Genomic DNA, 20,689 nt, shown 5'->3' with positions numbered 1-20,689 from the left:
CACCGACCAGAGACTCCTCCCATGCTCAAATGGTGTTCGCGTTCGATTTTCCTCCAGGTTGTGCTCGGCCTCGCTCTCGGCGTGATCTGCGGCCTGAGCTTCCCCGACCTGTCCCTGCAACTCAAACCCCTGGGTGACGGCTTCATCAAGCTGATCAAGATGCTCATCGGCCTGATCGTGTTCTGCGTGGTGGTCAGCGGCATTTCCGGCGCCGGCGACCTGAAGAAGGTCGGGCGCATCGGCCTGAAGTCGGTGATCTACTTCGAGGTGCTGACCACCCTGGCCTTGGTCATCGGCCTGGTGTTCGCCTTCTCCACCGGCATCGGCAGCGGCGCCAACATCCACCTCGACCAGCTGTCCAGCGCGGACGCCGGCGCCCTGGCCGACCGTGGCGCGCATATCCACAGCACCACCACTTTCCTCATGGACCTGATCCCCACTTCGGTGGTGGGCGCCTTCGCCGACAACAACATCCTCCAGGTGTTGCTGTTCTCGGTATTGTTCGGCAGCGCGCTGAACCTGGTCGGTGAGTCGGCCTCGGGCATTTCGCGGCTGATCAATGAGCTCAGCCATGTAATCTTCCGCATCATGGGCATGATCGTGCGCCTGGCCCCCATCGGCGTGTTCGGCGCCATCGCCTTCACCACCAGCAAATACGGCCTGAGCTCGCTGCAGCACCTGGGCGGCCTGGTGGCACTGTTCTACCTGACCTGCGCCGGCTTCGTGCTGATCATCCTCGGCACGGTAATGCGTCTGTCCGGGCTCAAGCTGCTGCCGTTCATCAAATACCTGCGCGAAGAACTGTCCATCGTCCTCGGCACTGCGTCCTCTGACGCCGTGCTGCCCCAGGTGATGCGCAAGCTCGAGCACCTCGGCATCGGCAGCTCCACCGTCGGCCTGGTGATCCCCACGGGCTACTCGTTCAACCTCGATGGTTTCTCGATCTACCTGACCCTGGCCATCGTGTTCATCGCCAACGCCACCGGCACGCCGCTGGCCATGACCGACCTGCTGACCATTCTTCTGGTGTCGCTGGTGACTTCCAAAGGCGCCCACGGCATCCCAGGTTCGGCCCTGGTGATCCTCGCCGCCACCCTGACCGCGGTCCCGGCGATCCCGGTGGTCGGCCTGGTGCTGGTGCTGGCAGTCGACTGGTTCATGGGTATCGGCCGGGCGCTGACCAACCTGATCGGCAACTGCGTCGCCACCGTGGCCATCGCCCGCTGGGAGAAGGACATCGACCTCGAACGCGCCAACAATGTGCTGGCCAATAAACCCGGCTTCGCCCCGGCCACCCGCAAGCAGGGCCAACCCCATCAACAGGAATTCTAAGCCCAAGGCCGCCGGCGCCCCGCGCCGGCCCGCCAAGGGCCAAGATGCAGCGTCAACCAAGGAGCGAACCGTGATCAGCTCTTCGACCGTAGTCAATTCAGTGGTGGAGAAACTCCGCCAGGCCCTGGCCCGTGGCCAGTGGCGCAGCGGTGACATGCTGCCCGGCCAGCGCGAGCTGGCCGAACAGCTGGGCATCAGCCGGCCCAGCCTGCGCGAGGCGGTGATCGTGCTGGAAACCCTGGGCCTGGTGCGCTCGATGCCGGGCAAGGGCGTACTGGTGCTCGATGCCGACGCCAGCCAGGCGCAAGAACCGGACACCATCGCCGAGGCCAGCCTGGCCGACGTGCTCGAGCTGCGCTACACCCTCGAGCCCTTCATTGCCGGCTTGGTGGCGCAATCGGCCGGCAGCCAGGACATCGGCCAGTTGCGCCTGACCCTGATGGACATGCGCGAAGCCCTCGACGCCGGCGACAGCGAGGCCGGCATCAATGCCTATATCGCCTTCCACGAGGCGCTGTTCGCGCTGACCACCAATCCGATCTTCCAGAGTGTCGTGCAGCAGACCGGCAATGCCCTCAAGCAGAGTGCCGACATGCTGCGCAATTCGCCCGAGCATCTGGCCGCGCGCCTCAGCGAAAACGAGGCGGTGGTGCGTGCCATCCGTGAGCGCAACAGCGCCAAGGCCAGCCAGCAGATGCGCCAGCACATCCTCGCCGAGGGCCAGCGCATGGGCATCGCCCTGAATATCCCGGACGACCAACCAGGCAACTGAACAAAGAAGGAGAGCGACCATGACCGCCTGCGCCCAAGCCGCCCCCCGCCTGCCTGCCCTGCTCGGTGCCGGCGAGACCCGCCTGTCGGCGGAACAGATCTACCCCCGCCTGTTCGATGCCATCCTCGAACAGCGCCTGCCACCGGGCAGCGCCCTGCCCGAGCAGGCGCTGGGCAATGCCTTCGGCGTCAGCCGCACCGTTATCCGCCGGGTGCTCGGGCGCCTGTCCGACCAGCAGGTGGTGGTGCAGCGCCCCAGCCATACCGCGCACCTGGCCGCTCCCGACCCTGAGCAGGCGCGCCAGGTGCTCAGCGCCCGGCGCCTGGCAGAGACCACGCTGATCGGCCTGGCCACCCAGCGCGCGCGCCCGGCACAGATCCGCCAACTACGCCAACTGGTCGAACGCGAACGCCAGCACCATGAACGCGGCGAACGCTGCACGGCCATTCGCCTGGGCGGCGAGTTCCACATGAAGCTGGCGCAGATGGCCGCCAACGCGCCGCTGGCGCGTTTCCTCAATGGCCTGGTACCCATGACTTCGCTGATCATCGCCCGCTACGAAGCGCCCTGCTGCGAGCACTGCGCCTGGCAGGAACATGCGGCGATCATCGACGCGGTGGAAAACGGCGACGGCCAGGCAGCGCTGGGCCTGATGCATGAACATCTGGACCGCCTCGAGGCCAAACTCGATCTGGATCAGGCCGGCTGAATCAAGCGAACGCCACGGCCTCGACGCCGGGCAGGATCTGCACTTCGTCCCCCAGCGACCACTCCGCCGCCCGGGCTGCCAGGGCGGCGGGCACACCCGGCGAGCCGCCAGGGCCGGGGGGCACGTCGTAGGTGGCGTGGGCATCGTGGGGCAGCAACACATCGAAGCCCCTGTGCAGCGCGGCACGGGCAGTGGCAGCCAGGCACATTTCCGAGAGCACGCCACACAGGACCAGGCGCCGGGCCCCGAGGTCGTTGAGCAGGGTTTGCAAAGCGGTTTCGAGAAAGCCATCGTCCTCGGTCTTGAACAGCACGTGCTCGCCCCGCGCAGGCGGAAAATACAACTGCCAGCCGGCACTGTGCGGGGCATCCGGGCTGCCCGGCGCACCGTCGTTCTCCAGGAAGATCACCGCCACCCCGGCCTGGCGGGCGCGGCCGAGCAAGCGGGCGATGCTCTGCTGCAGGGCCAGGTGGCCAGGCACCGCATCGGCGCCCTCCATGAAAGCGCACTGCACATCCACCAGCAGCAAGGCATCGGCCTTGGCACCCTTCATCAGCAGCTCTCCTGTTCGCGGACGCAATGCCGAGCATAGCGCAATGCCGTACCCTGTCGCCGATTACCAAAATGCCTTGGAGGGCCTATGAACTTCACTATCGCGCCAGTCGGCGCGCAACACTACGATCGGCTGGCCGATCTGTGGGAAGCCTCGGTGCGGGCGACCCACGACTTCCTGCCGGCGGGATACATCGAGCACCTGCGCCCGCTGGTGCGCGAGCAGTACCTGGGTTTTGTCCAGCTGCGTGCCTGGTCGGACATCGCAGGGTACATACAAGGGTTTGCCGGGGTGCATGAGGGCAAGCTGGAAATGCTCTTCGTCGACCCGGCCTGCCGTGGCCAGGGCATCGGCAAATCCTTGCTGGCCCATGTGATCGATGAGCTGGGCGTACGAGAAGTCGATGTCAACGAACAGAACCCACAGGCCGTGGGGTTCTACCTCAGACACGGCTTCGTCCAGGTCGGGCGCAGCGAGGTGGATGGACAAGGCGATCCATTCCCGTTGCTGCACCTGAAACGGGTGGGCTGACGCGCTGCCGCGGGCTTGCCCCGCGATGATGCCCTCAAGACAAACCTATACTTCGGTAAATCACCCAGCCTCTGGCCAAGGGGGCAATCCGCGTGAAATCGATCCTCGCGATGGTTCCGCTCTGCCTGCTGCTGGCCCTCGCCGGCTGCGCCGGCAAACGCCCACCCGCCCCGCCCCCGCCGCAGAACCTGCCACCGACCGTCTGGCAGCGCATCGACCAGGACATCATCGAGGCCTCGGTCGCCGCTGCGGGATCGGCCAACGACTACGCCCGCCGCTCCATGCGCGTGTGGAAGGAGCAAGTGCAGCAACGCACCGAGAACGACTTCATCCCCTGGTTCACCGGTTACTGGACTCAGCAGTGGCTCACGCTCAAGGTAGCCTGGTACAAGATGCACAATGGCAATGGCCAGGAACCCGCGGAGAAGCGCCTGGGCCTGTACCTGCAGGAACAGTATCGCGAACGGGTCATCGACCCGGTGGCCGAACAGATCAACCCCGAGGGTATCCGCGACCGCGCCAGCGAGCTGTACCTGCAACTGCTCGGCCAGCAACTGGCGACCATCATCCAGCGCTACAACGCCCCGCCCGAGCAGTTCAGCCAGCGCCTCAACCGCATCCCGATCATCGCCCTGGGCCCGCCGGATGCACGCAATGCCTCGCTTTACCAACTGCTGCGGGCCAAGTCGCTTGACCAACAGCTGGCCTGGCAGTCCCTGCGCCAGCACCTGCACCAACAGGCCGCCAAGGCCCCCGGGCAGACCGAGGCCGGATTGTCGTCAGTGGCCACCCAGGCCAGCGAGAAACTCGGCGCCACACTGGCGCCACGCGGTGCCGCCAGTGCCATCGCGGCGGCGGTGGGCAAGGCGGCAGGGGCGTTGATCTCGGTGGCGGCAACCGGCTACGGCATCATCACCCACGACCGTGAACAGCCGCAGATGGTCGAGCAGCTGCGGGTGATCCTCAATGTGGCGCTGAACCAGGAATGGCAGGAGCTGATGGAGAATCGCCAGAGCGGCGCCATGGCCGGGGTGTATTACCTGTCGGGGCAGGTGGAGGACAGCTTGCTCGGAAGCCGCTCACAGGAACCGTTGCTGATTCGCCTGCCGCCATGACCCCGCGCACGCAGCACGTTCAGGCGGTCGCCAGCGCCGAAGTCGGCAGCCCAAAGATGCGGTCGAACGCCCAGTTGTAGACGAAGGTGTAGCACGGCACCAGGACGATGAACGCCAGATCCACCATCAACGCCTCCACAAGGGTCATGTCCAGCCACCAGGCGATCAGCGGGATCAGGTACACCACCAGGGTCAGCTGGAAGCCGATGGCATGCGCCACCCGCCGCCCGAGGCTGCGCCCGCGGGTGGCCTGGCGGCTCTCCCAATACTCGAACAGGCTGTTGTAGATGAGGTTCCAGGCCATGGCGATGGTGGTGATCATCACTGCCAGGGGGCCGGTGTGCGAAGCCTGGGTGTCGGACAGGTAGGCCAGGCCCAGGGTCGACATGCACAGGCCGATCAGTTCATAGAAGGTCACGTAGACCAGTTTGCGTTTGAGTCCTTGCACGGGATTACCTTGTTGCGGATATGACGAAGGCGCGCAGAATGCATCAACATGCTTGACAGAAAAAGTCGGCAGCTTTCAGATTTACTGAAAGGAGACTGCCATGAACTTTTCCAGCGATACCATCCTGCTGTTTCTCGCCGTGCTCGACCGCGGCTCGTTCTCAGCTGCCGCGCGGGCGCTCGGGCGCGTGCCCTCGGCGGTGAGCATGGCCATCGGCAACCTCGAGGCGGAGCTTGGCTACACGCTGTTCGAGCGTGGGTCGCGGGAGGCACGCCCGACCGCCCAGGCCCAGGCCCTGGAGCCCCATGCCCGGTTGATCGCCGAACAGCTGGGGCTGTTGGAGGTGCATGCGCTGGAGCTGTCGCGAGGGCTGGAAAGCAGCCTGGCCATCGCCGTGGTGCCGGATATCGACCAGCGCCCGTTGCTCGGGGCCATCACCCGCCTGGGCGAGCGCTACCCGCTGCTGGACATCGAACTGCTCGCCGCCCCGCAGGAAGAGGCCCTGCAACTGCTCGACAGTGGTCGGGTGCGCCTGTGTCTGGCCTTCGCCGGGCTGCAGGTGGACCCGCGACGCAGCTTCCAGCACATCGCCCTGGAATCGCTGGTGGCCACCCTGTCGCCGCATCACCCCGCACTACGCGAAGGGCGCATCCGCAACCTCGAAGACCTGGTCAACCTGCGGCAGATCCTGGTGTGCAGCCGCGACCTGCCGCTGAGCGATCCCCGCTCGCTGATCGGCACCTCGCACTGGCGTACCGATAGCCTGGACCTGGCCCTGCAGATGGTCGAGGCCGGCCTGGGCTGGGGCGACTTGCCGCTGGCGCGGGTGGCGCCGCTGCTTGCGGACGGACGCCTGGTGCGACTGCGATTCCAGAACACCCGCAATGAACTGCAACTGCCGGTGAACGCCTTCTGGCTTAAACAGCAACCCCTCGGCCAAGCGGCCAGAACATTGGTGGGCCTGTTGGCTTCGAAATGATTTGTCACCCTGTGAGGTCGATTCGGCCAACTATTGCGACATTTAGTCTTTCAACATTTTTCAGAATCGGCCGATACCGTTGCAACAGGCTCCGCCACTCGTGCCACAAGCACGCGGCGCCCTCCTTTCACTGGCTCAAGGTCTCGAAACATGAACCTGAAATTCCGCCACAAGATCCTGCTCAGTGCCTGCGCCGTCGTCGTACTGGCCTTCGCCCTGTTCACCCTGTACAACGACTACCTGCAACGCAACACCATCCGCCAGAACATCGAGTCTTCGGTGCGCCAGGCCGGCGCACAGACCGCCAGCAGCGTGCAGAACTGGATGAGCGGACGCATCCTGGTCCTGGAAAACCTGGCCCAGGACATCGCCCAGCAAGGCGCCGGCAGCAACGTGCCGGGCCTGGTCGACCAGCCGTCGTACACCAGCAACTTCCAATTCACCTATTTCGGCCAGAACACCGGCCTGTTCACCCAACGCCCCGATGCCAAGATGCCTGACGGCTACGACCCGCGTCAGCGCCCGTGGTACACCCAGGCCGTGGCCGCCAACCAGACGATGCTGACCCCGCCCTACATGGCTGCAGTGGGTGGCCTGGTGGTGACCATCGCCATGCCGGTCAAGGCCAAATCCAGCGGCGAGCTGATCGGCGTGGTCGGCGGCGACCTGAGCCTGAACACCCTGGTGGACATCATCAATGCCGTGGACTTCGGCGGCCTTGGCCACGCCTTCCTGGTCGACCGCAATGGCCAGGTGATCGTCAGCCCGGACAAGGACCGGGTGATGAAGAACCTCAAGGACATCTACCCAGGCTCCCCGCTGCGTGTCGAATCCGGCATCCAGGAAGTCAGCCTCGACGGCAAGGACCGCATCATCTCCTTCGCCCCGGTGGACGGCCTGCCGTCGGCGCAGTGGTACATCGGCCTGTCGATCGATAAAGAAAAAGCCTACGCCCCGCTGAGCCAGTTCCGTACCTCGGCCATCATCGCCATGCTCATCGCGGTGGCCGTCATCGCCGGACTGCTCGGCCTGCTGATCCCGGTACTGATGCGCCCGCTGACCACCATGGGCCGCGCCATGCAGGACATCGCCGAAGGCGAAGGCGACCTGACCCGCCGCCTGACCGTCGAGCAGAAGGACGAGTTCGGCGAGCTGGCCACCTCGTTCAACCGTTTCGTCGAGCGTATCCACGCCTCGATCAGCGAAGTGTCCTCGGCCACCCGCCTGGTGCATGACCTGTCGGAAAAGGTCGTGGTCGCCTCCAATGCCTCGCTCACCGGCTCCGAAGAGCAGAGCATGCGCACCAACAGCGTCGCCGCGGCGATCAACGAGCTGGGCGCCGCCACTCAGGAAATCGCCCGCAACGCCGCCGACGCCTCGCAGCACGCCAGCGGCGCCAGCGAACAGGCCAACGGTGGCCGCCAGGTGGTGGAAGAGGCGATCAGCGCCATGACCGCCCTGTCCCAGCGCATCAGCGAGTCCTGCGAGCAGATCGAGACCCTCAACGCCAGCACCGACGAAATCGGCAAGATCCTCGACGTGATCAAGGGCATCTCCCAGCAGACCAACCTGCTGGCGCTCAATGCCGCCATCGAGGCCGCCCGTGCCGGTGAAGCCGGGCGTGGTTTCGCCGTGGTTGCCGACGAAGTGCGCAACCTGGCCCACCGCACCCAGGAATCGGCCGAAGAAATCCACCGCATGATCACCAGCCTGCAGGTCGGCTCGCGTGAGGCGGTACACACCATGAACACCAGCCAGGTCTCCAGCGAAGAGACCGTGCAGGTGGCCAACGAGGCCGGTGAGCGCCTGGCCAGTGTCACCCAGCGTATCGGCGAGATCGACGGCATGAACCAGTCGGTGGCCACCGCCACCGAAGAGCAGACCGCCGTGGTCGAGAGCTTGAACCTGGACATCACCCAGATCAACGCGCTGAACCAGCAAGGGGTGGAGAACCTCAACGACACCCTGCGCCACTGCGACGCCCTGAGCCAGCAGGCCGGGCGCCTGAAGCAACTGGTGGGCAGCTTCCGCATCTGACCTGCCGCCCGCTCCTGTACGTGTTGCAGGAGCGGGCTCCCTGCGCGATCACGCCTTCGATCACATCGGCGATTACGCAAGCATTCTTCAGCTACTCCTCACTCGCCGACGAACGCCTGCACCTCGATCTCCACATCGACCCCCAGCGCCAGCGCCGATGCCACCGTCGATCGCACCGGTAGCGCTGCGCCAAAGAACTCTTTGTAGACCTCGTTAAAGCCGGCGAAATGGCTCATGTCCGACAGCCAGACCGTGCATTTCACCACCTGGTCGAAACGCGCCCCACACACTGCCAGGCTCTCGGCGATACGTTCGCAGGCCGCTCGTGTCTGTGTCTGGATATCACCGCGTACCACTTCGCCACTGGCGCTCATCGGCACCTGGCCGGACAGGAACAGGAAGCCCCCGGCCTTCACTGCACGAGAAAATGGAAACGGCAGGCTGCTGGGAAAACGCTGGATGTCATTGCTCATGGAACGCTCCTTTCATGGTTGGCCGAATCGTGCCCGGGACAGTCGAGCGGGCTAGCTCCCGGTAAACCCACTCTGGTTGACCGTGAGTTTACAGGAGCGTGCCGCCACTGGGTGGTTATAACCTAATAACGAACAAGTCTATTTGGCTATAAAAAAATCTATATGCTGGCACTCATCCGATCACGGGCAAGCTGGGCGTCGAGTAGCGTATGGATGTAGGTTCTTTCGGTTTTACCATTGCGGGCCTGGTTGTGGGCTTCATCGTCGGCATGACCGGCGTCGGCGGCGGTTCGCTGATGACCCCGATCCTGCTGTGGTTCGGCATCAACCCGGCCACTGCCGTGGGCACCGACCTGCTCTACGCCGCCATCACCAAAGCCAGCGGCGTCTGGGTGCATGGCCGCAACAAGAACATCGACTGGAAGATCACCGGCTGGCTGAGCCTGGGCAGCGTCCCGGCCGCCGCGCTGACCCTGTGGTTCCTCAGCACACTGCACACCGACACCTCGGCGCTCAACGCCATCATCAAGCAGGGCCTGGCGGTGGTGCTGATCCTCACCGCCCTGGCGATCCTGTTCAAGTCGCGCCTGCAGGCCTTCGCCAGCAAGCATGCGGGCGATCACTACCACCTCAGCGACCGTACCCTGAACATCCTAACCGTGATCACCGGCGTGGTGCTGGGCGTGATGGTCACCCTCACCTCTATCGGCGCTGGTGCGCTGGGCACCGTGGCGCTGTTCCTGCTCTACCCGTTCCTGGTCACCCGCCGCCTGGTCGGTACCGAGATCGCCCACGCCGTGCCGCTGACCCTGGTGGCCGGCCTGGGTCATGCCGGCATGGGCAACATGGACTGGTCGCTGCTGGGCTACCTGCTGCTGGGCTCACTGCCGGGGATCTACCTGGGCAGCCACCTGACCGGGCGCATCTCCGACCGCGTGCTGCGGCCTTGCCTGGCGACCATGCTGCTATTGATCGGCTACAAGCTGGCGTTCTGAGCCACACCTCACTGACAGAGGGCGCTACGCGCCCATCGCCGGCAAGCCGGCGATGCGGCGCGTCAGCGGCGCCTATGGGCACTCGGCTCGCCTCGACCTACTCCCGCACACGCCATAGCACCGGCCAGAACTGCGGTTTCACATACCCGCAGCGATCAAGCCGCGCCACGCGCTCAAGGCGCATGCGCTCACCGTCGTAACGCCACTGCTGGATCACCCCGCAACCACGCTCTACCTGGCTTTTGTCAGCGGCAAACAATTGACCGCTCTGCGCATCGAACGCTACATAGCCACTCAGACGCGGCGCCAGCAGCGGCGTCGGCGCCTCGAAGGCCATTTCGCTGATCTGGTAGGGCGCGGCGCGGGACACCCGATACAGGAAATTGGCGCAGAACTCGCCACTGCACCCCACGTTGAGAATGACCAGGACATTGGCAGCGTCCAGCGGGTGCACCTCGTAATGGCTGTTGCTCATCCCCGGCACATCGCCTTCGACATTCGCCTGGCGTTTTACCATCCTGCCGATTTCATGGGCCTGCTCGTCGTTCATGCGCGACGCGGCGACGAACTGTGGCAGCACCACGGTATCGGGAGCGCCAGGCACATCGGCAGCGGGCGCATCTCCCACTCTGACCAGGGCATCGGCATGCCCGACCCGGCCCTGCACGGCATCGATGGCCAACAGCGCGCCACTGAGCCCCTGCAAGGACGCGACCAGCTCGCCATCCTCGGTCAATGAACTCAGGCGTGCACCGTTGCGCAACCGACGTATGAGCGCCAGCGCCTCATCGTCTTCCAACAGCAGGTCGAAGTCGTATTCAAGCTGGATGCGCTGCCAGTTGGCCGACAGTACCTGCCCATCGAGCAGCACCTGTTCCGCAAACGCCGGGCCCACGCGCAGGGTCAGCTCAAGCGCGCCCTGTGGCCCCGCCTCGCGCCTGATGATGGTCTGTAGCCCGGCCATCAGGTCGTCGTCGATCGCCATTACCGCCGTGCAGGCACGGGTGTTGTCGCAGCCAACCGCCCAGTCCTTGATCTGCCGGTACATCGGCACTGCTTCGAGCGGTGCCTGGGCGTTCTCGGCCTGCACGACAGATGGCGTCATGAGCGCCAGCAGCAATGCCGCACGCGGGTGTTTCATCCATTGCATGGCGTTATCCCTGAAGTCCGTTTCATGCGTTCAGCCTTGACTGCGCCAGAGTACCGGCCAACTGTCGGTGCCCACTTCGGCACAGCGGTCCATCCGTGACAGCTTGAGCAAGCGCATGCGCATGCCATCGTAGCGCCAGCTTTCCTCCACCCCGCAACTGCCGGGATAGTCGTCCTTGGCATAGCTGTGGAGCTCGCCTTTGCCAGGGTAGAACTCGATGGCGTCGCGCATCCGGCTGATCACCACCGGGCTCGATGGCGCCTCGAACTCCAGGGGCCCAAGGGTGTAAGGCGCTTCACGCGACACCTTGTACAGTGCGTAGAGGCAATGGAAGTCGTTGCAGTTGTAGCTGAGCAATGCCAGCGCATGCTGGTCGTCCAGGGCATGCAGCTCTAGCTTGGGAGCGACATCGTATTCGTTGATCAACTGGTTCTCGGCGGCCGCCTTGGCCATCACCACCTGGGTGATGCCCGCTTGCTCCTGCGCGCCAAGGGCCGTAGCTGCCACAAAGGCCGGCACCTGTGGCTTGGCCGGAGTCGGCAACTGCGCATCGGCAACGCTGTCGCCAGGGCGCACCAGAGCACTGTAGTGGCCGACCCGGCCCTGCACCGCATCCATCAGCAGCAAGGCGGCGCTCAGCCCCTGCAGCGAACTCACCCGCTCCCCTGGCCGGGTGTCGTCCACCAGGCGCTGGCCATTGCGCAATTGCCGCAACACGGCATAGGCATCGGCGCCCTCCAGTTCCAGGGTGGTCTCGACACCGCGGGTCATGCGCCAGGGGGCGACCAGCAGTTGGCCGTCGAGCATGGGCTCGCCCGACCAGTCGGTGCTCCCCACCAGGGTCAGGTGCAGGTTGCCCCAGGCGCCCGCCTCACGCTGCACCAGCATGCCCACTCGCATCCGCTCCGGGTGATCGGCCAGGACCGCGGTGCAGAAACGCGTGTTGTCGCAGCCTACAATCCAGTCCTTGATCTCCCGGTATACCGGTACCGGCTCTGGTTCCGCCGCGGTGGCCAGGCCCGGCAGCAACGCCAGCCCCAGGGCCAGCCAGTTCCATGTTGTTGCGCGCATCGTGCTGCATTCCTGTCTTGGCTGTGAAAGCCTCGTTCCAGAGGCGGCGCAATGATTCCACAGTTCACGGGCCAGGTGCGCAAAATCGGCAGTGGTGATTGCGCCGCCTGATCTGGCAGTATCGAATGCCCTAACGCCAGAGCCGCCATCATGTCCGCTACCGTCAGCCCGTTGCTGCTTGCCCTGCGCGAAGGTACCCGCGCCTGCCACCAGAGGCTGGAAGCGCGGCTGCCTTTCTTCAGCGAGGGCTTCGACCGCGCGGCCTACGCCGATCTGCTCGGGGCCTACCATGGCTTTCATGCCCCGCTGGATTTACTGCTGGGCGCCTACCAGAGCGCCGAACGCCACAAGACACCCACCCTGTCACGCGACCTGGGCGCCCTGGCCATCGACATCGAAGCGCTGCCCCGGTGCCACGCCCTGCCTCGCATCGATGACGAAGCCAGCGCGCTTGGGGTGATGTATGTACTGGAAGGCTCCACGCTCGGTGGCCAGGTGCTCAAGCGGGCCATGGCCGAACGTCTGGGTATCGACGCCGACAACGGTGGCGCGTTCCTCGACGTCTACGGCCCGCTGACCGGCGCACGCTGGCGCAGTTTCCTCGAACGGCTGGCTGCCGCCGCTCCGGAGCCTGCCGCCCAGGCCCGGACGGTAGAAGCCGCTGTCGACACCTTCACCTGCTTCGAGAGGTGGCTCGAAAAACGACGGGTGCTGGCCTGCTGAACTCCTTCACCGACGGCACTGGTGCAACAGCGACGTTACCAGTGGCGTCATCGCGATGGCCACCGCGCACAAGCCACCGCACAACAGCGCAAAGCCCAGCGCCCGCAACGGGTGCAAGGTATTGAAGAACGCCAGTACCAGCAGCACCAGCACCAGCGCCAGCCAGTAGCGAACTGCCGCCCTTGGAATGGCCACCATCAACAGGTTGAAGAGCACGAAGGCGTAGAACACCAGCATCGTCGCCAAGCCGACGCTGACACCTCGCGCCATCGGCTGGCCGACATGCTGCCGGTAGAGATCGAAGCCAAGGCTCAAGATAAAGGGAAAAGCCACACACACCAGTGCGTGCAGCAGGAAGCGGGAAAGCAGCGGCAACATTCGTCCTTGATCCTGGAGTCGGCCAAAGGTTGCGCATGGCCGTGAGTGAGGAAAGCGGATGCTAATGCCCTGAATAGACGCCAGCAAGCCGCAGCCCCATTGGTCGGCAAACACTCGTGACAAAGGCCTGATTTTCCGGCTTTGCGGCACACAGGAAACAAGGCCGCCGCACACCTTCGGAAGCCGCACGTACGCCGCTGCATATGGCATCTGTACGAGCGGATGTGTTTCATGAAATCCTGCAGGACTGCCCCCATAGCAAGGGCGCTGGACAGCCTGATAGCGAGCCCACGACATGAACGTCATCGCCTGTGACCTGCACTACCTGGACGCCGCCGCGGACCTCTTCAACCAGTACCGAATGTTCTACCAGGAGGCGGATGACCTCCCCGCTTCCCGTGCATTCCTCAAGGCCAACCTCGAAACCGGCAACTCGCGGATCTACCTGCTGCTGGACGACGAGGGTCAGGCCATCGCCTTTGCCCAGCTGTACCCGGCCACCTGCTCGCTGGCAATGAAGCGCTTCTACTGGCTGTATGACCTGTTCGTCGTCCCCCACGCCCGCAGGGGCGGTCATGCCCGTTACCTGATGCAGCAACTGATCGGGATCTTCCAGGCCGAGGGCGCGCAGCGGTTGAGCCTGGACACCGCCAGGAGCAACCTTGCCGCCCAGGCGCTGTATGAATCGCTGGGGTATGAGGCCGAGCAGGAATTCGTGACCTATCACAAGGTGCTCGATCGCTGAAGCTAGCCATGGGAGCTTTCGATATCCGCTTTCGCTCAGCGCGAGGGAGGCAGCTATACGCGGGTGTGCAAGACCGTGGAGTAGGAACCCGGCTGGCCCGAAGGCCTCCCACGTATAGCCGCCATTGAGCGACCTGGACCACATCCTCGGGCTTGCACACCCGGTCGTTGAATTGGCAACGACAGGTCCAGACTAAGGAATGCGGCTGGCCAGAACAACAGCTGAAAGGCCGTGAAAGCATGATTGGGAAACGTCCTACATGAAATAGAGAAAGTCTTAGTAATCCGCTTGAAACAACAGTTCTCACCTCATCGCGGGGCAAGCCCGCTCCCACGCCTCAGTTGCACTTTGCCCGCAAGTCAGGACAATTTCTGAATTTCCTGTACACGAAATATCCACTAAAGGTTTATATTCCGCCCGCCGAAACAGAAAAGGTAGCAAGTGGCCACCACCCTAGCGAAGCGGCCATGTACACCCTTCACACTCACGGATGGGCGTCACGATGAAAATAAAAAACAAACTGATCCTGGCCTTTGTACTGGTGGCCTTTATCCCGGTCGCCCTGGTTGGCGGCATCTCGGTGCTGAACATCCGCAGCGAGGCGGTCGATCAGTTCCTCGACGGCAGCACCCGGGAAATTCGCCAGATCGACGGCAACATGCGCCAGTTCTTTGATGGCACGCTGCAGAACGTCGATCAGATGGCCAAGGATCCTGTATACACCTCGGTCACCTCGCTCAAGGACTACACCGGCGCCGATGCCGCCAGCCAGCCGATGCCCGAGGCTGCGCAGCGGGTCATCGACGCCTTCGCACGCTACGGCACCACGCACCCGGCAGCGGCGATCCTTTCAATCGGCCTGGAAGACGGCAGCTACGCGAAATGGCCGGATGACCCACAGCTGGCCAAGTACGACCCGCGCACCCGCCCCTGGTACAAGGCCGCCATGGCCAGCCCGGACAAGACGGTGCGCACCGCCGCGTACTACTACGACAAGGACGACGTGGCCCTGGTCGGCACCGCCCGCGCGCTGCTCGACGCGGCCGGCAAGGCCAAGGGCGTGTTCGTGGTCAGCGTGTCGCTGAAGAACCTCACCGAGCTGGTCAAGAGCATCAGGTTGGGCGACAGCGGCTACGTGATGCTGATCGAGGACGGCACCGTGCTGGTCGACCCGCGCAACGCCGGGCACAGCTTCAAGCAGCTCAAGGACCTCGGCGCGCCGTACGCGGCGTTGGCCGCCACCGAGCAAGGCGCCACCGAGGTGGTGATCGATGGCGTGCGCTACATGGCCAATGTATGGACCTCTCCAGGCCTGGGCTGGCGCTTCGTCGGGCTTATCGAGTACGACGAGGTCATGGCCGCAGCCACGCGCATGACCTATGTCACGGCAGTGATCGTGGTGCTGCTGGCGCTGATCTTCGCCGGGATGGCGGCAGCGTTCTCGCGGGTGATCGTCAAACCCATCGGCCAGGTGAGCACCGGCCTGCAGTCGATCGCCGAGGGTGAAGGCGACCTGCGCCGCGACCTGCAGGTCCAGGGCAAGGACGAGACCGCCGAGCTGGCCGGCTGGTTCAACAAGTTCCTCGCCGCCATCCGCCAACTGATCCAGCGCATCGGCGCGGCCTCGACCAACCTGCACGAAGCCTCGCGTAGCAACAGCGAGATGGCCGGCAACATGAACGAGGCCGCCGGGCGCCAGCGCGAGGCGGTGGAGCTGGTGTCCACCGCCTTCAACGAGATGGTCGCCACCGCCAACGAAGTGGCGCGTTCGTGCAGCAGCGCCGCCGACGCCGCCGAACAGGGCCACCGTCGCGTGGCCGAGGGCAAGCAGCAGATCGAAGCGACCACCGACAACGTCAATCGCCTGGGCCGACGCCTGAGCGAGTCATCCCAGGCCATGGTCGAACTGGAGGAAGGCAGCCGCAGCATCAACCAGATCCTCGGCACCATCCGCGCCATCGCCGAGCAGACCAACCTGCTGGCGCTCAACGCCGCCATCGAGGCCGCCCGGGCCGGCGACCAGGGCCGTGGTTTTGCCGTGGTGGCCGACGAGGTACGGGCGCTGGCCAAACGCACCGCCGACTCCACCGGCGAGATCGACCAGTTGCTCAATACCCTTGGTGGCAAGACCCATGAAGTTTCGCAGAAGATGGAAAGCTGCCTGGACCTGTCGCGGGCCAGCGTGTCGTCGATCGAGAATGCCCGCGACAGCTTCGAAGGCATCCAGCTCTCGGTGAACGAGATCCGCGACCAGAACCTGCAGATTTCAGCGGCCGCCGAGGAGCAGCACAGCGTGGCCGAGGAGATCAATCGGCATATCCAGCAGATCTACGACGAGGCAAGACTGGTGGAGGGGCTGGCCAGCTCTGCACAGGCCGACTCTGGCAGGCTGGCACAGCTGTCGGATGAGCTGAACGGGTTGGTGGGACGCTTCAAGTCGTAAGGCATCCAGCCTAGGGCCGCCAGGCGGCCCTTTTGCCTCGGCTCGTCGGCACGACAAGCCGATTCCCACAGGCAATGCTGCTCGCGATGACGTCAGCCCGCTCTGGGCAAATCGGCCAACACCCCTTCGATCTCCCCTAGCACCGCCGGATCATCCAGCGTCGATGGCGCCGTGTAGTCCTGGCCATCGGCGATCTTGCGCAGCACCGCCCGCAGGATCTTGCCAGAGCGGGTCTTGGGCAGGCGCTTGACCAGGCGCACGCGGTTGAAGCAGGCCAGTGCGCCGATTCGTTCGCGCACATCCGCCACCAATTCGCCCTGCAGTTGCGCCTCGCCAATGCCCTGCCCGTCCTTGAGCACCACCAGCGCCAATGGCACCTGACCCTTGATCTCGTCGTGCACACCGATCACCGCGCACTCGGCCACCGCCGGATGACGCGCCACCAGGTCCTCCATTTCACCGGTCGACAAGCGATGCCCGGAGACATTGATCACGTCATCGGTGCGCCCCATGATGTAGACGAAGCCGTCTTCATCCAGGTAGCCGCCGTCGCCGGTGTGGTAGTAACCGGGGTAGCTCTGCAGGTAGGCCTGCAGGTAACGTTGGTGATCGCCCCAGAGCGTCTGGCTGCAACCCGGTGGCAATGGCAGGGCGATCACGATGGCACCCTGCTGATTGGGCCCCAACGGCTTGCCTTCGTCATCCAGCACCTGCACGTGGTACCCCGGCACCGCCCGGTTGCTCGAGCCCGGCCGCGCCGCGCTGCCTTCGAGCCCGACACAGGGCGCAGTCACCGGCCAGCCGGTTTCGGTCTGCCACCAATGGTCGTGCACCGGCTTGCCGCTGACCCGCTCAAGCCATTCATGGGTACTGGAGTCGAGTTTCTCCCCGGCCAGGAACAGCTGGCGCAACGAATCGAGATTGTGACGGCGGATCAGCGCGCCTTCCGGGTCTTCCTTGCGGATGGCGCGCATGGCGGTGGGCGCGCAGAACAAGCCATTGACCTGGTATTGTTCCACCACCCGCCAGTAGGCCGAGGCGTCCGGCGTGCGGATCGGCTTGCCCTCGTAGAACACCGTGGTGCACCCGTTCATCAGTGGCCCGTACACGATCAGCGAGTGGCCCACCACCCAGCCGACGTCCGAGATCCCCCACCACACATCCCCTGCCCGCATGCCATAGACATGACGCATGGCATAACACAACGCCACTGCGTTGCCGCCGTTTTCGCGGACGATACCCTTGGGTTTGCCGGTGGTGCCGGAGGTGTACATGATGTACAGCGGATCGCCCGCATCCAGCTCAACGGGGGCGACCGGCGCCGCCCCGAGCAAGGCCTGCTGCCAGTCCAGATCACGCCCGGGCTGCAGTTCGGCGCTAACCAGCGGGCGCTGCAACACCAGCACATGCCGCGGCTGGTGGCGGGCCAGTTGCAGGGCGCGATCGACCAACGGCTTGTACTCGATCACGCGGTCGAACTCCAGGCCGCAGGAAGCCGTCAGCAGCAAGGTCGGCCGCGCATCGTCGATGCGCAAGGCCAGCTCGTTCGCGGCGAAGCCACCGAACACTACGGAATGCACCGCACCAATGCGGGCACAGGCGAGCATGGCCATGGCGGCCTGGGGCACCATCGGCATGTAGATGATCACGCCGTCACCCTTGCGCACACCCAACGAACGCAACAGCCCCGCCAAACGGGCCACTTCATCTCGCAGTTGGTGATAGGTGAACGTCTGTTGCACGCCAGTCACTGGCGAGTCGTAGATCAGCGCCAGTTGTTCACCACGCCCCTGCTCGATCTGATGGTCAAGGGCCAGGTAGCAACTGTTGAGACGGCCATCGGCGAACCAACGGTGGGTACCATCGGCATTCTGCTGCAAGGTGACGGTCGGCTTGCGCTGCCAGGCGAGCTGTTCGGCCTGGGCCTGCCAGAAGCTGACGGGTTCGGAAATGGAATGGGCGTAGCTGTGCTCATAGGTCATTGGTTCGCAACCCGGTACTTGTTGTTATAGAAGGGCGAATCTTGAGTATGGACCGGGGCCGGCCAGCCGCCATCGGACTTAAGTCGCAACCCATATGCAGATTTGCCGCACCCAAGCACCTACAATGGCCGGTCACGTTAAGCGAACAATCCCATGCATACCCTCGAAGACCTGCGCACCGGTCGCCTGCACGGCATCACGCGACTGAATCTCTGCCAGAACCTGACCCATTTTCCCCAGGAGATCTTCACACTTGGCGACAGCCTCGAAGTGCTGGACCTGAGCGGCAACAGGCTGAGCGAACTGCCCGAGGACCTGCACCGCCTGAACCGGCTCAAGGTGCTGTTCTGCTCCAACAATCAGTTCACCCACCTGCCCCACGCCATCGGCAGCTGCCAGGCCCTGGAAACCGTAGGCTTCAGAAGCAACCGCATCAGCCGGGTCGATGCCCAGGCCCTGCCACCTTCGCTACGCTCACTGGTGCTCACCGACAACGTATTGGAGCAACTGCCCGAGGCACTGGGGGACTGCGCACACCTGCAAAAGCTCATGCTTGCCGGCAATCGCCTCACCGACCTGCCCGCAAGCCTGGCGCGCTGCCACCGCCTGGAACTGCTGCGCATCGCCAGCAACCGCCTGGGCGCCCTACCTGATTGGTTGCTGCTCATGCCACGCCTAGCCTGGCTGGCCTATGCGGACAATCCATTACCCCATGGCTTTGTCGCACCTGCCACGGACGACCATTGCCCTACCCTTCACTGGCAGGATATCCACCTAGAAGAAGAACTCGGCCGTGGCGCCTCAGGGGTGATTCACCGTGCCCACTGGCGTGGTCAGGAAGCGCCGGTTGCGGTCAAGCTGTACAAGGGTGCGATCACCAGCGATGGTTCGCCGTTGGCGGAGATGAGCGCCTGTATCGCTGCCGGCCACCATCCACAGCTGGTGCGCCTGGCTGGGCGCATTGACGATCATCCAGATCAGCTACCCGCCTTGGTGATGCAACTGATCGACGCGCATTGGTCGAACCTGGGCGGCCCGCCTAGCCTCGACAGTTGCACCCGCGACCGCTACCCGGCGGACCGGCAGTTGACCAAGTCGGCCCTAAGTCGCCTTATAAGAGGTATTGCCTCGGTCTGTGCCCACCTGCATGGGCGTGGCTTGAGCCATGGTGATCTGTACGCCCACAACATCCTGTTCGACGAAGATGGCCAGTGCCTGCTGGGCGACTTCGGTGCCGCCTCGTTCCACCCTCAGGAGCAAAGTCTTGCGGCATCGGCCCTCGAACGACTGGAAGCGAGGGCATTTGGCATTCTTGTGGAGGAATTGCTGGCGTGCTGCGACGAGCAGGACACAACACTGAAGCGACTGGCTGAACGCTGCCAGCAGACCGACGTATTGGCCCGTCCTGCCTTCAATGAGTTGGTGGCGCTGCTTGGAGATCGTCACTGACAAGGCGATGAAGCCCGGCCTGAATATTCGTGGGAGCGGCGTTCCAACAAGCTCGTTCCCACAACGGAGGAGGTTGACTTGCCAAACGCGCAAAGACAAAACCCCTACCTGCTCGCGCAGATAGGGGTTTTGCGAAATGAATCTTGACGATGACCTACTCTCACATGGGGAAACCCCACACTACCATCGGCGATGCATCGTTTCACTACTGAGTTCGGGATGGGATCAGGTGGTTCCAATGCTCTATGGTCGTCAAGAAATTCGGTTGCCAGTACGTCCTTGCAGACATGCCAGCCAATTCGGATATGTGATCTTTGTGGTTCGTCGCGAACTTTCGGTTCGTTTCGTCTTCACCACCGCAATCTGCGTGAGCAAATTGCTTGGGTGTTATATGGTCAAGCCTCACGGGCAATTAGTATTGGTTAGCTCAACGCCTCACAGCGCTTACACACCCAACCTATCAACGTCGTAGTCTTCGACGGCCCTTCAGGGAGCTCAAGGCTCCAGTGAGATCTCATCTTGAGGCAAGTTTCCCGCTTAGATGCTTTCAGCGGTTATCTCTTCCGAACATAGCTACCCGGCAATGCCACTGGCGTGACAACCGGAACACCAGAGGTTCGTCCACTCCGGTCCTCTCGTACTAGGAGCAGCCCCTCTCAAATCTCAAACGTCCACGGCAGATAGGGACCGAACTGTCTCACGACGTTCTAAACCCAGCTCGCGTACCACTTTAAATGGCGAACAGCCATACCCTTGGGACCGGCTTCAGCCCCAGGATGTGATGAGCCGACATCGAGGTGCCAA

General features: G+C 63.9%; 19 protein-coding genes, 2 rRNA genes and 1 pseudogene (1 of these 22 running past the window's edge). 13 read left to right on the top strand and 9 right to left on the bottom strand.

What is annotated here, in order from left to right; all coding sequences use genetic code 11:
* The first annotated feature begins 21 nt into the window (after positions 1–21).
* From C3F42_RS26895 to C3F42_RS26885, 3 genes are all read left to right on the top strand, one after another.
* Positions 22–1,332, top strand: coding sequence for a C4-dicarboxylate transporter DctA (locus C3F42_RS26895; protein WP_023631150.1), 1,311 nt, complete (start codon positions 22–24; stop codon positions 1,330–1,332).
* A 70-nt stretch (positions 1,333–1,402) separates the two neighbouring features.
* A complete protein-coding gene (locus tag C3F42_RS26890) occupies positions 1,403–2,104 on the top strand; it encodes a FadR/GntR family transcriptional regulator (RefSeq protein WP_094011278.1) in 702 nt (233 codons plus the stop codon).
* A 19-nt stretch (positions 2,105–2,123) separates the two neighbouring features.
* Positions 2,124–2,813 (top strand): GntR family transcriptional regulator, encoded by a 690-nt coding sequence (locus tag C3F42_RS26885; protein WP_094011277.1) that lies wholly within the window; start codon positions 2,124–2,126, stop codon positions 2,811–2,813.
* A 1-nt stretch (position 2,814) separates the two neighbouring features.
* On the opposite strand, the gene C3F42_RS26880 is transcribed toward C3F42_RS26885, so the two are convergent.
* A complete protein-coding gene (locus C3F42_RS26880; protein WP_094011276.1) occupies positions 2,815–3,366 on the bottom strand; it encodes an isochorismatase family protein in 552 nt (183 codons plus the stop codon).
* A gap of 87 nt (positions 3,367–3,453) precedes the next feature.
* On the opposite strand from C3F42_RS26880, the gene C3F42_RS26875 reads away from it, so the two are divergent.
* Both C3F42_RS26875 and C3F42_RS26870 read left to right on the top strand, forming a co-directional pair.
* Complete coding sequence (locus C3F42_RS26875; protein WP_094011275.1) at positions 3,454–3,897, top strand: GNAT family N-acetyltransferase; 444 nt, start codon at positions 3,454–3,456, stop codon at positions 3,895–3,897.
* Between the two features lie 110 nt (positions 3,898–4,007).
* Entirely contained in the window at positions 4,008–5,012 is a 1,005-nt protein-coding gene (locus C3F42_RS26870; RefSeq protein WP_094011274.1) for a hypothetical protein, read from the top strand.
* A 19-nt stretch (positions 5,013–5,031) separates the two neighbouring features.
* On the opposite strand, the gene C3F42_RS26865 is transcribed toward C3F42_RS26870, so the two are convergent.
* Positions 5,032–5,460, bottom strand: coding sequence for a PACE efflux transporter (locus C3F42_RS26865; protein ID WP_094011273.1), 429 nt, complete (start codon positions 5,458–5,460; stop codon positions 5,032–5,034).
* Positions 5,461–5,560: 100 nt separating this feature from the next.
* On the opposite strand from C3F42_RS26865, the gene C3F42_RS26860 reads away from it, so the two are divergent.
* The 3 genes and pseudogenes from C3F42_RS26860 to C3F42_RS30405 all read left to right on the top strand — a co-directional run bounded on the left by C3F42_RS26860 (position 5,561) and on the right by C3F42_RS30405 (position 8,476).
* Positions 5,561–6,439: a LysR family transcriptional regulator gene (locus tag C3F42_RS26860; RefSeq protein WP_094011272.1), complete on the top strand. Its 879-nt coding sequence runs from the start codon at positions 5,561–5,563 to the stop codon at positions 6,437–6,439.
* Positions 6,440–6,589: 150 nt separating this feature from the next.
* A pseudogene (locus C3F42_RS30410) lies at positions 6,590–7,573 on the top strand (cache domain-containing protein); the annotation flags it as partial.
* A gap of 162 nt (positions 7,574–7,735) precedes the next feature.
* On the top strand, positions 7,736–8,476 hold the full coding sequence (locus C3F42_RS30405; protein ID WP_371041608.1) for a methyl-accepting chemotaxis protein: 741 nt from the start codon (positions 7,736–7,738) through the stop codon (positions 8,474–8,476).
* Positions 8,477–8,574: 98 nt separating this feature from the next.
* Here the strand turns inward: C3F42_RS30405 and C3F42_RS26850 are convergent, their stop codons facing one another.
* The gene (locus C3F42_RS26850) at positions 8,575–8,949 is read right to left on the bottom strand and encodes a RidA family protein (protein WP_094011271.1); all 375 of its coding nucleotides are present in this window, start codon (positions 8,947–8,949) and stop codon (positions 8,575–8,577) included.
* A 209-nt stretch (positions 8,950–9,158) separates the two neighbouring features.
* Here C3F42_RS26850 and C3F42_RS26845 point away from each other — a divergent pair, with 209 nt between their 5' ends.
* Entirely contained in the window at positions 9,159–9,944 is a 786-nt protein-coding gene (locus tag C3F42_RS26845) for a sulfite exporter TauE/SafE family protein (RefSeq protein WP_023630744.1), read from the top strand.
* A 97-nt stretch (positions 9,945–10,041) separates the two neighbouring features.
* Here the strand turns inward: C3F42_RS26845 and C3F42_RS26840 are convergent, their stop codons facing one another.
* Positions 10,042–11,094, bottom strand: coding sequence for a DUF1176 domain-containing protein (locus C3F42_RS26840; RefSeq protein WP_094011270.1), 1,053 nt, complete (start codon positions 11,092–11,094; stop codon positions 10,042–10,044).
* Between the two features lie 30 nt (positions 11,095–11,124).
* Entirely contained in the window at positions 11,125–12,165 is a 1,041-nt protein-coding gene (locus C3F42_RS26835) for a DUF1176 domain-containing protein (protein ID WP_094011269.1), read from the bottom strand.
* A 150-nt stretch (positions 12,166–12,315) separates the two neighbouring features.
* Between C3F42_RS26835 and C3F42_RS26830 the strand changes: the two genes are divergently transcribed.
* Positions 12,316–12,888 carry a biliverdin-producing heme oxygenase gene (locus tag C3F42_RS26830; protein ID WP_094011268.1) on the top strand — a complete coding sequence of 191 codons (573 nt, stop codon included), beginning with the start codon at positions 12,316–12,318 and terminating at the stop codon, positions 12,886–12,888.
* Positions 12,889–12,894: 6 nt separating this feature from the next.
* On the opposite strand, the gene C3F42_RS26825 is transcribed toward C3F42_RS26830, so the two are convergent.
* Complete coding sequence (locus C3F42_RS26825) at positions 12,895–13,266, bottom strand: hypothetical protein (protein ID WP_094011267.1); 372 nt, start codon at positions 13,264–13,266, stop codon at positions 12,895–12,897.
* A gap of 295 nt (positions 13,267–13,561) precedes the next feature.
* On the opposite strand from C3F42_RS26825, the gene C3F42_RS26820 reads away from it, so the two are divergent.
* Both C3F42_RS26820 and C3F42_RS26815 read left to right on the top strand, forming a co-directional pair.
* Positions 13,562–14,011 (top strand): GNAT family N-acetyltransferase, encoded by a 450-nt coding sequence (locus C3F42_RS26820; protein ID WP_094011266.1) that lies wholly within the window; start codon positions 13,562–13,564, stop codon positions 14,009–14,011.
* Between the two features lie 502 nt (positions 14,012–14,513).
* A complete protein-coding gene (locus C3F42_RS26815; RefSeq protein WP_094011265.1) occupies positions 14,514–16,454 on the top strand; it encodes a methyl-accepting chemotaxis protein in 1,941 nt (646 codons plus the stop codon).
* Positions 16,455–16,546: 92 nt separating this feature from the next.
* Here C3F42_RS26815 and C3F42_RS26810 read toward each other — a convergent pair whose 3' ends face one another.
* Positions 16,547–18,436: a propionyl-CoA synthetase gene (locus C3F42_RS26810; RefSeq protein WP_094011264.1), complete on the bottom strand. Its 1,890-nt coding sequence runs from the start codon at positions 18,434–18,436 to the stop codon at positions 16,547–16,549.
* Between the two features lie 153 nt (positions 18,437–18,589).
* On the opposite strand from C3F42_RS26810, the gene C3F42_RS26805 reads away from it, so the two are divergent.
* Positions 18,590–19,885 (top strand): leucine-rich repeat-containing protein kinase family protein, encoded by a 1,296-nt coding sequence (locus C3F42_RS26805; protein WP_094011263.1) that lies wholly within the window; start codon positions 18,590–18,592, stop codon positions 19,883–19,885.
* 141 nt (positions 19,886–20,026) lie between these two features.
* Here C3F42_RS26805 and rrf read toward each other — a convergent pair.
* Together rrf and C3F42_RS26795 are read right to left on the bottom strand one after the other, a co-directional pair.
* Positions 20,027–20,142 (bottom strand): 5S ribosomal RNA (gene rrf, locus C3F42_RS26800).
* A gap of 134 nt (positions 20,143–20,276) precedes the next feature.
* A 23S ribosomal RNA gene (locus C3F42_RS26795) occupies positions 20,277–20,689 on the bottom strand; it runs 2,481 nt beyond the window's last position.

Origin of the sequence: Pseudomonas sp. PONIH3 (assembly GCF_002934345.1) — a bacterium.
Lineage (GTDB): Bacteria > Pseudomonadota > Gammaproteobacteria > Pseudomonadales > Pseudomonadaceae > Aquipseudomonas > Aquipseudomonas soli.
Note: the sequence above shows the minus strand (reverse complement) of the source record. Positions and strands in the feature narration are given on the sequence as shown.